12 protein-coding genes are annotated in these 14,655 nt (G+C 43.2%); 2 read left to right on the forward strand and 10 right to left on the reverse strand.

Annotated features, from left to right (window positions below; translation table 11 throughout):
- Window positions 1–18: 18 nt before the first annotated feature.
- Together I3249_RS10975 and I3249_RS10980 are read right to left on the reverse strand one after the other, a co-directional pair.
- Window positions 19–321: a hypothetical protein gene (locus I3249_RS10975; protein ID WP_238069984.1), complete on the reverse strand. Its 303-nt coding sequence runs from the start codon at window positions 319–321 to the stop codon at window positions 19–21.
- Between the two features lie 14 nt (window positions 322–335).
- Window positions 336–1,667 (reverse strand): valine--pyruvate transaminase, encoded by a 1,332-nt coding sequence (locus tag I3249_RS10980; RefSeq protein WP_238069985.1) that lies wholly within the window; start codon window positions 1,665–1,667, stop codon window positions 336–338.
- A gap of 356 nt (window positions 1,668–2,023) precedes the next feature.
- On the opposite strand from I3249_RS10980, the gene I3249_RS10985 reads away from it, so the two are divergent.
- Both I3249_RS10985 and I3249_RS10990 read left to right on the forward strand, forming a co-directional pair.
- Entirely contained in the window at window positions 2,024–3,481 is a 1,458-nt protein-coding gene (locus tag I3249_RS10985; protein WP_238069986.1) for an AAA family ATPase, read from the forward strand.
- Complete coding sequence (locus I3249_RS10990; RefSeq protein ID WP_238069987.1) at window positions 3,478–4,359, forward strand: HNH endonuclease; 882 nt, start codon at window positions 3,478–3,480, stop codon at window positions 4,357–4,359. The genes I3249_RS10985 and I3249_RS10990 overlap by 4 nt, the downstream gene beginning before the upstream one ends.
- A gap of 121 nt (window positions 4,360–4,480) precedes the next feature.
- On the opposite strand, the gene I3249_RS10995 is transcribed toward I3249_RS10990, so the two are convergent.
- From I3249_RS10995 to nqrF, 8 genes are all read right to left on the reverse strand, one after another.
- The gene (locus I3249_RS10995) at window positions 4,481–7,123 is read right to left on the reverse strand and encodes an FtsX-like permease family protein (protein ID WP_238069988.1); all 2,643 of its coding nucleotides are present in this window, start codon (window positions 7,121–7,123) and stop codon (window positions 4,481–4,483) included.
- A 19-nt stretch (window positions 7,124–7,142) separates the two neighbouring features.
- Window positions 7,143–7,862: an ABC transporter ATP-binding protein gene (locus I3249_RS11000; protein ID WP_238069989.1), complete on the reverse strand. Its 720-nt coding sequence runs from the start codon at window positions 7,860–7,862 to the stop codon at window positions 7,143–7,145.
- Window positions 7,863–7,874: 12 nt separating this feature from the next.
- Window positions 7,875–8,738, reverse strand: a complete 864-nt coding sequence (locus I3249_RS11005; protein WP_238069990.1) for an arylesterase — start codon at window positions 8,736–8,738, stop codon at window positions 7,875–7,877.
- A gap of 311 nt (window positions 8,739–9,049) precedes the next feature.
- Complete coding sequence (locus I3249_RS11010) at window positions 9,050–10,282, reverse strand: MFS transporter (RefSeq protein ID WP_238069991.1); 1,233 nt, start codon at window positions 10,280–10,282, stop codon at window positions 9,050–9,052.
- Window positions 10,283–10,660: 378 nt separating this feature from the next.
- On the reverse strand, window positions 10,661–10,906 hold the full coding sequence (nqrM, locus tag I3249_RS11015; RefSeq protein WP_238069992.1) for a (Na+)-NQR maturation NqrM: 246 nt from the start codon (window positions 10,904–10,906) through the stop codon (window positions 10,661–10,663).
- Window positions 10,907–11,106: 200 nt separating this feature from the next.
- Complete coding sequence (locus tag I3249_RS11020; protein WP_238069993.1) at window positions 11,107–12,261, reverse strand: FAD:protein FMN transferase; 1,155 nt, start codon at window positions 12,259–12,261, stop codon at window positions 11,107–11,109.
- 123 nt (window positions 12,262–12,384) lie between these two features.
- On the reverse strand, window positions 12,385–13,185 hold the full coding sequence (locus I3249_RS11025; RefSeq protein ID WP_101204728.1) for an SDR family oxidoreductase: 801 nt from the start codon (window positions 13,183–13,185) through the stop codon (window positions 12,385–12,387).
- 176 nt (window positions 13,186–13,361) lie between these two features.
- A complete protein-coding gene (nqrF, locus tag I3249_RS11030; RefSeq protein ID WP_102078341.1) occupies window positions 13,362–14,597 on the reverse strand; it encodes an NADH:ubiquinone reductase (Na(+)-transporting) subunit F in 1,236 nt (411 codons plus the stop codon).
- Window positions 14,598–14,655: the final 58 nt, after the last annotated feature.

Genomic DNA, 14,655 nt, shown 5'->3' on the forward strand with positions numbered 1-14,655 from the left:
TTGTTTCAAGCGAGTAATCTAATTTGGATAACCTCGAATAGGAGCTATAGGATAGAATAGAAATAAATTATCCATTTTTCTTCTTCTACATTTATCCAAAAATTCTATTAATGAATCTTCGTTTTCTAAAAAGTCATTGAGCTGTTCAAAAGAAATTTCATAATATTCTTCATACTCAACATACCTATGATTTGGCGGACTAACTGGAAAAGATAAGTAATATTTATTAGTAGTGGTTTCTTTACCTAGCGAGTATCTTTTTTCTCTACTGATTTTCAAATTTTCAAATTCGTAACGCATAGAGGCCTCACGCAAAGTCATATTATAGAGCCAAACTATCTCTCATCATACAACTCACGCACCACTTCACCAATCGCTGCAATACCGTCAGTTAGCGTCTGCTCGTCAGCCGCGATACTCATACGAATACACTCGTGTGCATGCTGATAATCGCTAACATCGACCCCAGGGAAGAAGTATTCACTTGGCACTATCAGCGTGCCTTTTTCTTTGAGACGCTCGTATAGCTCAAGGGTGCTAATTGGCAAGTCTTTAAACCATAACCATAAGAATATCGCGCCCTCAGGCTTATGAATGACCAACGGATAATCGCCCAAGGCTTCTTTTAACAGCTTAACGGCAAGGGTCGCCTGCTTTTGATAAAACGGCTTAATGTCGTTATCTGACAATTGCTTGATACGGTCATTCTCGACCAATGGTGTGGCAATCGCTGCACCAAAGCGTGTCGGTGCTAGATTGACCACGGCATTCATCGCGCTGACAGCTTCGATCACTTTGGCATCGGCCACAATAATACCAGTACGCATACCAGGCAGACCAATTTTCGACAGGCTAAAGCACAGAATCGTATTATTATCCCAATTCAGGTGCGCGTCAGAGTAGATGATATTGGGGAAGGGCATACCGTAGGCATTATCGATGATAAGCGGGATGTCATAGCGTTTGGCAATCTCGGCCAAATGCGCCATTTCGTCATCGGTTAGCACGTTGCCAGTCGGGTTGGTCGGGCGTGAGCAGCAAATCGCGCCGATACGCCCTTCCTTTAGCGCTGGTAAGTTCTCTAACACCTCAAAATCCACACGATATTTAAAGAAGCCTTCCTCGCCATCATGCGTCACTTCATCGATATGCGGTAATACCGCGGTGAAATGCTGACCTTCCACATGCACATCGCTATAGCCAATATACTCAGGGGTCAATGGCAGTAGAATGGACTTGTCGATAGATTGGTTCTTTTCATCTTGACTGTTTTCATCAACGAAAGCACCACCAAACAGATTAAATAGATAGAAAAACGCATTCTGTGAGCCATTGGTCAGAGCGATGTTTTCTGAGGTGAGGTTCCAATCATAATGACGGTTAAAGAAGCCAACCAACGCATCGATAAAGCCAGCATCCCCTTGCGGATTAGAGTAGTTCGCCATACTGATAATCGCGCTACTATTGGCTTCGCCTGCATCATTATCAACACCCAGCGCCTTATAGGTTTCCAAAAATAACTCATTAACGGCATCAATTTTGGCAGGGTTACCACCGCCCAGCATATTGACAGGCTGATCGCTTTTTAGCGCGTCGCCCAGATCATCCATCAATTGTGAGATGCCAGTGGGCTGGGTAAATTTTTGACCGAACTTTGAGAATTTCATAAGGCTACCATGCTGTTTGGGAGGGTGTTATAAGTGGGTATTTAACCGATAAAGTTGGGCTAGTATAGCAAATGAGGGCTATAAAATAAGCAAAGTGCAGAGTAGATACTGACTTATATGGCTATACGCTCTATGAAGTAAAAAATGCCATCTAAATGAATAGAAGGCGTTGCGGTTTGAGGTCTTAGAAATAAATATTTTTTAGCTAACATTGCTTTACGCTACAGCTCACTAAGCTACATCTTCAAGCAGGGCTAAAAAACATAGCTTTGTAGGTTTTTATACTGCTAATATACTTAAGTTTATTATTTTCACAGAAGTTAGCTGCTTTTAAAGACTAAAGGATGTATCTATAGATGAGATTTATACAGCAAACAGACAAAAATAAAATAAATACTAATACATATCCAGCCTTCGGTTTATTCAGGACGACTTGGGATGACTATGGGATAAAGTGTGAATTTATTCTTACATATTATTTGAATGAAAATGAAAGTACAGAAATTGGATTGACTAAAATTATATTTAAAGAGAGTCCTTCAAATCACCTATTTCCTAATTTTGATGGATCAGGCAGCTTATATATTAGTTTAGGGCAAAGATTAAGTTTTTATAAAAATTTAGCGGAAGTTGTTGGTACAGAAGAGTCGATAGAAGTCCTAGGAAAGCTAAATGATATTGCATGGCAGTCTCAAAAAATTGAGCCTTTTGAAAGTGATTCTAAGTTTAGGAATGCTTTGCTTAGAGAAAACTCTGCTAGAGATACTCTTAGGTTTGGAAAGCAGGTGATCCTAGGAGAGGCTTTTAATAAAAGCTTTTCCTTCAAATATACTACTAAGACTGCGGGTGCTGAGCAACCATTTATTATAAATGTGGATTTTGATGAAACAGATCTTTTACCACATAGAATAGTAGGTATTATTGGACGTAATGCTGTTGGTAAAACCAATTTAATGGGGAGTTTAGCGAGGGATTTAGTGCAGGTTAGGAGAGTATCGCAAAATTCTATTAACCAAAAAGAAGAGAGTTTTTTAGGGGACAGGCCTATATTTAATCGAGTTATAACAATCTCTTATAGCGCTTTTGATAAATTTGTTATACCTAGTAACCCTCAGAATAGCTATGTATATTGTGGAATTAGAAATAGTAAAGGAGTTTTATCCAAGAATTCTTTAACTCAAGATTATAAAGATAATATATTAAGAATTCAGAATCTTGACAGAGAGGAGTTTTGGGTTTCTTGTATGTCTCATATATTAGAAAATCATAATGATGATTTTGTTAATAAGCTTAGGTTAGAAGTTTACGCCCAGCATGATATTGAAGAAGATACTTTGGCTTTGTTGAGTTCTGGACAGTCCATTTTAGCTCATTTTGTGACAGCACTGGTCGCAAGGATTCAAGAAAATACTCTGGTTCTATTCGATGAACCTGAGACGCATTTACACCCTAATGCTGTAGCGCACTTATTCAATGTCTTAAACAGGATCTTAATCGAACATCAATCATTTGCAATTATTGCAACGCATTCACCAATCGTTATTCAAGAGATTCCTAAAAAAAGAGTAATCCTTCTATCGAGAGAGGAAAATAATACTTCTGTTATACCAATGCATTTTGAGACCTTTGGTGAAAGTATTTCAGAGTTAACTAGACATGTTTTCGACACTGTTTCAATTCCACATCATTACAAAAGAGTACTTCAAAGGTTAGCTAAAAATATGTCTTTTGAGGAAGTTAGTAGTTTGTTCCCAGATGGTTTAAGCTTTAATGCTAAAGCATATTTATTAGCTCAGTATAGTGAGAATAAATGAAAAATTTAATATCCCCACCTCGTACAATACCTTATTTACAGCTTTATAAAAATATAATTAGTGCTAAGAAAGATACTATAAAAGGTAATCCTAATACTGAGAAACTAACTTTAAAATCTTTAGAAACTAAAGTTACAGCACGTTATAGTCTATTCGAGCAAGCTATAAATAATAATAATTTATTTGGTTTTGTTGAAGATGCTAGCTTATTAGTACATAAAGAAATATTAATAGGCTGTTATGAAGGTAGAACAAAGAAAGTAAAAGAAGTATTTACTTTGATTGAAAAAAATCAATCTGCAGGGTTTCTTAGGGTCTGTCCTTATTGTGGAATTACTCTACCTAAAACCTATGATCACTACCTTCCCAAAACTTTATTTCCTGAACTATCTGTACATGCTTTAAATTTAATTCCTTGTTGCGGCACATGTAATGGGATAAAAGGTGATGTCTGGAAGAATGAAACACATATAGCATTTTTGCACCTTTACAGTGCTATTATTCCAAATGAAGAGTTCTTAAGTGTCGAGTTGTTTACGAAACCTTCAGCTAATTCTATAGGAGCAAGGTTTCAATTACATAAACCAGAAGATATGGATAATGATATATGGAATATTTTATCCTATCACTATGAAAATTTAAAATTGCTCGAAAGATATAATGAGCTTGCGAATGATGAAGTCACGCGAATATTTACTAGTTGTGTATGCCATTTAAATGATGGTGGGAATAGTATTGCTGGTTTTTTAGTTCCGTTAGGAAAAAGTGAAGAGTCCTTATATGGTTTAAACTATTGGCTTGCTATTTTAATTAAGGCTTTATCATCAAATGTCATTTTTGAAACTTTAGTGGCTAATGCTGTAAATAAAAACCCTTAACTAATTAATAAGGGTTTTTGATAGGCGAAACACTAACTAAAAAGAGCTCTACCTTGATAATACAGAACCAAGAAAACCCCTATAAAGGGGTTTTCTTGTATAAAGCTAAAATCTAATACAATTAAATCATCGCCCTAACCCTAGCCATAATCCCGCGTCCAATCACCAGTCTCACATAAATAATAGCAATAGCAAACAGCATTAAGATTAATGCCACACCGCCAATCGCCAAGCTCGTCCACGGCACACTAAATTGTAGATTAAACCATTGAGTGATAGCAGCCCATGCACCCACGCTGGCGATGACAACTGCAAATGTCGCCGCGCTAATCCCAAGCACACCCAATTCTAAAATATTGAGCATATACAGGTCGCGCTTTTGCATACCGAGCAATCTAAATGATGCGCTGTCTTTCATACGATCTTGCGAGGTAGATAGTAGCGAGCTGATCAGCACCATGACGCCAGTGAGTAGAGCAAGCAAGGTGAATACATAGACCAAGCGGCTCATTTGTACCACCAGCTCTTGAATTTGCTTTGCAATGGCAGTGCCATCAATCGTAGTGACAGCAGGGAACTCGCGTACCAGTTTGCCTTGCAGTTCTGGAATGGCACTCTCTGACACGTGAGCAGTGGCAAACTGAATCTGCGGGGCAGCGGACAGCACCGACGGCTCAAACAAGAAGTAAAAATACGGGCTTGGGCCACGCTCGTAGCGCGTGCGAATACTGGTAATCTGCCCGATGATTTCGATACCTTGGATGTTAAAGCGTACCTGATCGCCCATACCGACATTGAGCATACCTGCAGCAGTGTCCAAGATAGACAAAGGCTTGATTTGTTCATTTGTCGCATCGATAGGGGTGTATAGCGCGTCATCTGTGAGCGATTCAGTGATGTATTCGGTCTCCATCACCGTATCTGCATAGCTCAAATTAAAGACACGCGTGGGATCATCAAACCCATCAGCAGGCTCGATATCTTTTGCCGCCACATCATTGGCTGTCTCCACACGCGCACGAATGACGGGATAATAAGTGACAGGCGCTTCAATGATTGCATCAATATCGTCATGTTGATCGCTCTGCACGTCGAGCAAAAACAGATTGGGCGCGTCTTCAGGATAGGCATTGATAAACTGCGCATTGATACTGTGATTGAGTGTCGTGATGAGCGTCAGCACCGCCACCGATAGTGATAAGGTGACAAAGAACAACGCAGATTGGTTGCCTTTACGCGCAAGGTTATGAATGGCAATACGCTGCATCCAACTAACTTTGGTATTGCTTGCTAACTTGTTAAGCAGCCAGAGCCACCCACGCGCCAATAGCCAAAATATCGCTACAAAGCCAATCAAGCCGCCCAATAGCTGTGCGCCTAATGACAGTGAGCCAACTTCATAAGCAAAGAAGGCATACAGTCCTGCCAGCACCAAGCCATACCATAGTAGCGGCACGCGTCGATACCAAGGCAAGTTTTGCGTTTGCGTGCTCGCCCCTTGATTGAGTAGGGTAGCGGGTTTGGTCATGTTAAGTGCGCTTAGACCACGCTGCGCAATCAGTAGCGTCAGGGCTAAGGCAATCACAATGGTTTTGATGGCACTGATTGGGTTAATAGCGAGACCGACATCGACAGGCAAGATAGCCACCAGATACGGCTGACCGATTTTGAGTAAGCCCAGACTAAGGGCAACCGCTGCGACACAAGCAATGACGGTCGTGACGATAAGCAATTGATAGTAGCTACGTTTAAGTGAGCCCAGCGGCTCGCCGAGCGCCAATCGAATCGCGTTATTGGACTGCTGCTTACTGACAAATGCACTAATGACGCCATACATAGCAACCGCAGATAGTAGCAACACCGCAATGACTAGCAATTTTAAAAACATCAGCACATTATCAGATATACGCGAGACAGAAGTATCTGCGGACTCTGCATCAGAGAGCTCGATATCAGGATAATTGGTCAGGATATCTGTAAGCTGTTCACGCTGCGTGGTTATCAGCTCTGGATCGCCTGCCATCTCAATACGATAGTTTATGCGGCTGCGTTGCCCCAATAGGTTGGTTGACGGGAGTGCACCTTGTTTCATCAACACACGCCCACCAAAACCAAAGGTAGTCAGCGGACGGTCAGGCTCTTTGGTCAGTACATCACTGATCGTAAACTGCGCATCGCCAATGGTGATACGGTCGCCGATATCGGCCTGTAGACTACTGAGCACTTCTGGTGCGACGATCACACTGTCAGATGTTAGCTGATCCCACAGCGGCTGCCCCGAGGCAAGTTCCGCTGTGCCGTATAAGGGATACGACGGCGAGACGGCTTTGACGCTGGCAAGCAAGGTTTGCTCATCATTGACCAGCATGGCGCTAAACTGATAGTCATACACGGTCTGTGTATTAGGGATAGTTTCTACCTGTGACAATACTTCGCTTGGCCAGTCTTGTTTACTGTTTAGGATTAGATCCCCACCAACGAGCGCGCGCTGATTGTCATTGATATAGCTATCGACAGACTGCTGCACAGAGTCGAGGGTCAGGTAAGTTGCAAGTGATAGGGTCAACGTCAGTAGAAACAACACAGGATACACCCAACGCTGCCACCAGCTACGGCTGAGTGCTTGCGAGCCTAGAGTTTGAAAACCTAGAGTACGGGTAAATAGTTGACTAAGGATGCCGCTAGGATAACTGGACTCTTGATGCATACTGGTAGCAGTCTTTTTTGTATCAGGCAATTTGTTGTCTGTGGGCTTACTATTCATTAAGATACAATCCAGTTATTCATGTAGGTACAATGCGGCCATCATGCATAGTGATGACGCGATCTGCCATCTCGGCCAGTGCAGGGTCATGGGTAACGACTACCAGTGCCGAGCCAACCTGTTGGCGTAGATCTAATAGCAGCTGCATGACTTGATCGGCATTTTGCTCGTCTAAGTTGCCCGTTGGCTCATCCGCAAAGACAATCTTTGGGTGCGACACCAGTGCTCGCGCCACCGCTGTACGCTGCTGCTCACCACCTGATAATTGATTGGGTAAGCTGTGACGTCTATGACCTAAGTCGACCGCATCTATCAGCTCGTCTACCCGTGATGGGTTTGGACGTCTGGCAATATCAAGTGGAAAGGCGATATTTTCAGCGACGGTCAGTGTGGGCAGTAGATGAAATGACTGAAAGACAAAGCCCATATCTTGCTGACGAATGACGGCTAGCGCATCTTCGTCAAGGCTGCTAAGCATTTGACCTGCCAGCGATACCGTACCGCTATCGGGATAGTCTAATGCTGCGAGTAACCCTAGCAGAGTAGATTTACCCGAGCCTGATTTGCCCATGATGACTACAAACTCACCAGCGTTGACATAGATATCCACGTCTTTGATGATGGACAGCTTTTGCTCACCGACTTGTACGGTTTTATTTAACTGTGAGGCGGTCAGTAGTGCTTGTGTCTTAGCGTCTGCTTGTGGCGTTGCTGTGGCAGTCGAAGATGATAATGTCATTACAGTATCTCGTTAAATAGTCTCATTTGTCTTATTTTTTGTCGTATTGTCTTGAGCCGTTGCAGCTGTGTTATCGGTATCGGCTGTTTTTAACTCTTGTAGTTCTTCTAGTTCATTTAATTTAGGCTCTAGAATAGGCAAGATATTGTTGTTAACGATAATCTCGTAGCCCTCTTTAGTCGGGTGAATCGCATCCGCTTGGTTAAGCTCTCGGTCACCGCCGACGCCTTCTAAGAAGAACGGAATAAGCGTCAGGTTCATGTCTTTCGCAACACGAGGATAAATGTCTGAGAATGCCGCGACGTATTCACTGCCTAGATTGTCATAGATCGACATACCGCCTAAGATAACGACACTACCATTGTCTTGCAGGTGCTTAACCGCAGTGCGAATATTGGCTTCAATGGTTGCTACATCGATACCACGTATCGCATCGTTAGCACCGATAGTCAATATGGTGATGTCGGGTTTGGTTTGCGATACCCAGTCCAATCGATTGACCAATCCCGTACTGGTTTCACCGCTTAGACCTGAGTTGATAACTTTGGCGTTAGCATAGCCCATCTCTTGTAGACGATCTTCTAACTGAGCAGGGTAGTTGTCATCTTTGTCCACTCCCAAACCTTCTGTCAGTGAGTCACCAAGCGCTAAAATAGTCAGTGATGAGGATTTGACCTGTTGATCAGTTGATGCTGCGTTTTCAGTTGCTACTGGAGTAGTGCTGGCTTGACTGTTGGTCGCTTCAGTACTGGTACTCTGCGTGTCAGTAGCAGATGTCGTTTCAGCATCTTTCTGACAGCCACTGATAGCCATTACAGCTGCGAGCATAGCGATAGCAGGCAAACGCTGAGCAAAACGAGAGGGAAGTTTCATCATGGGTGTTATGTCCTATATGCAATCAAACCAGTGTCTAGTCAAATCCTATCTAAACCAGATACAGTATCAGTCGGATAAATCGTCAGGATCGTTCAGTCTAATATTGGTAGTACTTTCACTCACCTTCCTTGTATCCGGATTATATTGAGTATCCAGATTATATTAAGTATCTAAGTTATATTGAACTGACTATAGCAAAATAAGACAGTGACCTATATTGGCCTAAGGTTAATTTAAGGCCGCTTTATTGCGCGTTAGCAATCATAGCCTTGTAGACCGCAAAAACTGATAGAAATGAAAGCTGATAGTAGTCAAATATATTTGCCATCTACCATTACTGGACGACTAACAAGCCAAGCAATCACGACGTTGACAATCATCAGTATCAACATAATAAAAAGCGGCATACTCCAGCTACCAGTCATTTCATGCAGCCAGCCTGTACCCAATGGTCCAAAAAACGCAATGACATAACCAACTGCTTGAGCCATACCAGACAGCTCGCTTGCCTGATTGGTCGTATAGGTACGCATAGAGAACAGCATCATGCTCAAGGTGAAAATCGCCGAACAGCCCATGCCCATCATGCCTGACCATAGCCATGCCAAGTCAGTCGATAGATAGCTGACACCCAATATGCCAACGACGTTTAGCACAGCGGCGAACACTGCTAGCGCTTGGATGGGGCGGCCACGATTGACTAGCCAAGTTAAGCTTAAGATAGAGACTGGTGCCATAAACTGAAATACAGAACCCATTTGTCCAGCACTGACGGCAGATAGCCCTTTACTCACCCAAATCGATGGTAAAAAACTGGCAACGGTATAAAATAATAATGACTGTAATCCCATAAAAATAGCAATCTGCCACGCAAAGGTAGTGCGCCACATAGAGATATCAGAAGAACCTAACGCCGCAGGGATGATCGCTTGATGGTTAGATGAACCCAACCGTACACGTAAGAACAGCCAGATAACAAAGGCAAAAACACCTAGTATTGTCCAACCGCCTAATGCCCACTGCCAACCAACTTGCTCCGATAACGGTAGCACCACGCCTGCGACGATACCTGCTGCTGTGGTCATCGTAAGACTGAACAACCCTGTAATCAGCGGAATATGTTGCGGGGTACGCTGCTTAATGACCGGTGCTGCTAAAGTATTAGCGAAGCCGATGGCAAGGGTAAGCAACAAAGTACCAATTAAAAACCCACTCCACGTCGGGATAGCAGTACGGATAATCATCCCTACCGTTAACAACCCAATCATGGCAATCAGTGTGTTTTCTAGTCCGAATCGCTTACCAATTGTTGGAGAAATCAGCGCACCTACAGCAAAGCTCAGCATAGGCACTGCCCCTAGCCAACCTATCTGAAATTCAGAGATATCAAGCGCGTCTTTTACCACTGGGGCGATAGAACCTAGCGCGACGATAGGTGCGCGCATATTGGTAGCTAGCAGAATCATGGCACACAGTACCAACCAAAAGGTAAAGCGTGAGGAGGGCAGGCTAGATGAAGCAGATAGATTGGACGAGGTAGACATAGCAGCACAACGATGACAGCGAAAAAGAACACGTTATTAAACAGCGCCAAAAAATTGCCGCTTATAAAATAACACCAGAGAGCATTTACTCAGACACGTACCTAGACGGTAATCGATATCGTAAATTAGACCGAAAAATATATGTAGCGCGTAAGACATACATTCGCTGAACTGACTTTGCTAAATTGGCAGGCAAGTTGGTCAAAATGTATGTGTGGTTACTTCGAGTTACGGCTTTAGAACAGTGATAATAAGAGATGGCGGTAATGACGAATCTCAAACAATAAAAATAGCGCCAAGTCACTTTTGAATGACTTGACGCTATTATAAGAACATATGTCAGGTAAATGCTACCAGCGTATGGTAACCAATAGGCTATTAAACCGATTTACCCAATTGAGCAGCTCTTAATGCATTCTCTTGCTGTTCAGCGATTAGTGAATCGCACTTATTGGGATCATTACCACAAAACGAGCAATTTTCATCGCCCATCAATTTGGCAACACCGCCACAAGATCCTCTAAGCGGCTTTTTTTTGACCATATAACCGACGCCCATAAAAATGAAAAATAGGACAAATACGGTGAAAGTAATGGCAAGCATAGGAAGCAGTTGGCTAAACATAGAGGAAACCTCATTTTAAAAAATAGGGCAGTTATTATTAGTGCTGTCTAAGTCCATGACAGCTAAGCACCGTTGATAACAACTGTATAATAGTATAGCAAATTTTAGTGCAGCTCGTTGTGCGTTAACGTATTCTCTTGTTTCACATCTATCACTTAACAGTGGATTTTAGAGTGTGCCATCTAGAGCTTGGAGAACGTTTATAGCTTTTTATCAGCACGTAACGCTTTCATCGCTGGTGTCTGTACCACTTGCCAGTCGTCAATATTATCGTCAGCAGCTTCGTTGGACATATCGTCAGAACCCTTTGCTTTTACATCGTCAGCTAGTACCACGAACATGGCCGCCAGATTTTGCGTTTTAGCGAGGTCTAGTGCTTTGTGATAAGGCATCGCGGTAAGGGCAGTTGCCCACGCATCCGCCAATGCAACCGAATCAGCTGCGACAGTAACTGAAGGTGCGCCGCCTGCAATAGGGTTACCCGTTGTCGGATCGATAGTATGGCTATAGCGTTTGCCATCGAATATGACAGAGTTGCGATAGTTACCAGAGGTCGCTAGATGCATTTGGCTAGCCGTATTCTTTGGTTGGCGAATAGCAGATATGGTTTGACGTTCGCTGACCGTACTGCCTTCAATAGGGGCGTCAATCGCAATTTGCCATGGCTGCTGCTGGTTGTTCACACCAGAGGTGGCTATTTCACCGCCGATCTCAACCATATAATTACGAATTTGATAATCATCTCTCAACACATCAGCGATGACATCGACGCCATAACCTTTGGCAACAGCAGAAAAATCTAAACCAACGCCATCTTTGGTTTTATAGATGGTGTCGTCTTTCTTTATGATGCTCTCAAAATCGACTAATGCTTTTGCTTGAGCAATCTCTACTGCGGTCGGTGGACTTTGTAAACGCTCGACCGTCATGGTACTCCCAAAGCCCCAGGTGTTTACGAGTGGCATAACGGTAGGGTCAAAGGCACCACCAGATTGCTGATAGACAATTTGTGATACATCTAGCACACGACTAAAATCAGCATCGATAGTGATAGGTTTGTCTTTGCCCAAACGATTGAATGTAGATATCGTTGAGTCATTTTGATAAGTAGACATGCTATCGTTAATTTGTTTTAGACGCTCGTCTACCGCAGCTTGTATGGCAGCTTCGTCCGCATCATCAGGCAACTGATAGCTAATATGATAGCTCGTCCCCATCGTCTCACCGATCAGATAATTATAGTCTGGGGTTTGCTGGCAAGCGCTGAGTCCTAAAGTACTAGCAAGGCTGACGACGCCTACTAAGGTAAGGTGCAGAGGTTTTTTGGAAGATGAGCTGTATATAGTGTTTTTCATAATATTTTCGGTATGGCGTAGAAATGAGTAGGGTGTAAAACAAGCCACGCTTATTTTACACCCCTTGAACCCAAAAATACTAATGAAGGCACCATTCAGCGACAATTCGTTCGGTTGAGCGGATTATTTTACTTGTGACTCACGTATGAGTTTATAGAGTTTTGGCGGAGAGACGCGGTTGACCCGTGTGGCCAGTTTTTCTTTGCGACCAGCGACGATAATATATTCTTCTTCCTTGGCGAGCGCCTTCACAACTTGTTTAGCAAACTCAGTCGCAGTTAGACCATTATTGGTTGCCTCATCCATCGTACCTTGTGCGCTACCATCGCCAGTCAACGCATTGATAGAGATGTTGGTCTGAATAAACCCGGGGAATATTGTGGCTACTTCGATACCTTGGTCATGTAGCTCAGCGCGCAAGCTATTTGCCCACATATGCAGTGCCGCCTTGGCTGCTCCATAAGCGCCGCGATATTGTGTACCTAATAGGCCTGCCACACTCGAGACCATCACGACTTTGCCGCCACCTTGTGCAATCATGTCAGGCAGTACCAGTCTAGTAAGGCGCGTCTGAGCAAAATAATCTATTTCCATGATTTGACGCTCGACCTCTTCATCGGTATCCATGATAAGTGCGCGTTGACTGATACCGGCATTATTAATCAGCCAATCGATCTTTCCTGCTTGAGCTATTGCCATCTCATAAGCGGATTTTGCTTGACTGGAATCACTGATATCAAAGGGAATGACAATATGTGTGTCAGCACGCTTGCAGCGTTGTTTGACTGTGTCTAATCTGTCCTGATCGCGTCCACTTAAAATAATCCGAGCACCTTTTTTGGCAAAGGCTATGGCAAGGGCTTCTCCAATACCGCTAGAGGCACCTGTAATCCAAATAGTTAAATCTTTGTATTTCGTTTTCATAAGAGTCCTTTCTCAATGTTTAGATAGTCCATCATATAGGATAATAAAGCGACTCTACTAGCTAGATTTGTAGTCTGCAAAGGCACTACTATGTGTAAAAATCACACAAAAAAAAGAGCCTCAATTGAGCCTCTTTTTTTATTCTTAGATTTGTGCTGTCAGATTAAGTCTCTAACTTAACCACCGAAATCATCAAGCATGATGTTTTCGTCTTCCACGCCCATGCTGTGTAGCATGTCGATTACAGCAGCGTTCATCATCGGTGGCCCACACATGTAGTATTCACAGTCTTCTGGGTTTGGATGATCTTTCAGATAGTTTTCGAGCAATACGTTATGGATAAAGCCTGTTGGACCTTCCCAGTTATCTTCTGGTAATGGGTCAGACAGTGCAACATGCCACTCAAAATTATCGAACTCTTCTTCTAGCTGATCGTAGTCTTCAACGTAGAACATCTCACGAATAGAACGAGCACCATACCAGAAGCTAATCTTACGATCAGTGTTCAAACGTTTGAGCTGATCAAAGATATGTGAGCGCATTGGAGCCATACCAGCACCACCACCAACAAAGATCATTTCAGCTTCGGTCTTCTTGGCAAAGAACTCACCATAAGGACCTGAAACCGTCACTTTGTCACCAGGTACTAAGCTAAATACCCATGAAGACATTTTGCCTGGTGGAATACCGTCAGGACCACGTGGCGGTGGACTTGCGATACGGATGTTAAATTTGATGAGGCCTTTCTCTTCAGGATAGTTGGCCATTGAGTAAGCACGGATAACAGGCTCATCAACTTTTGAGACATAGTTGAAGATACCGAATTTTTCCCAGTCTTCTCTATATTCTTCATCAACCACAAAGTCTTTGTAGTGCACTTCATGCGGTGGCGCTTCCAACTGTACATAACCACCAGCGCGGAAGTTTACTTCTTCGCCTTCTGGAATTTTTAGTACCAGCTCTTTAATGAAAGTGGCAACGTTATCGTTAGAGATAACTTCACATTCCCATTTCTGTACATCAAAGAACTCAGGATCAATCTCAATTTTCATGTCTTGCTTAACAGCTACCTGACAAGCTAAGCGCATGTGATTGCGGATTTCACCTTGAGTAAAGTAGCCTTCTTCGGTGGGCAAAATAGAACCACCACCTTCAATAACGCGGCAACGACACTGCGCACAAGTACCACCACCACCACAAGCTGAAGATAAAAATATACCTTCGCCCGCTAGCGTTTGTAGTAGTTTGCCGCCAGCTGGTGTCACCACATCATTATCGGGATTATCATTAATATGGATAGTGACATCGCCTGAACTGACCAGTCTTGAGCGTGCCGCCAAAATAATAGCGACGAGGCCCATGATGATCAAGGTAAACATAGCAACGCCACCAATCGCCGTAGCGTAATCCATGGTAGGTATCCTTAATCTATGGGGTAGGGGTGTGGGGGCATAATCTATGCTGTACCCA

Source organism: Psychrobacter sp. Ps1 (assembly GCF_022129425.1).
Lineage (GTDB): Bacteria > Pseudomonadota > Gammaproteobacteria > Pseudomonadales > Moraxellaceae > Psychrobacter.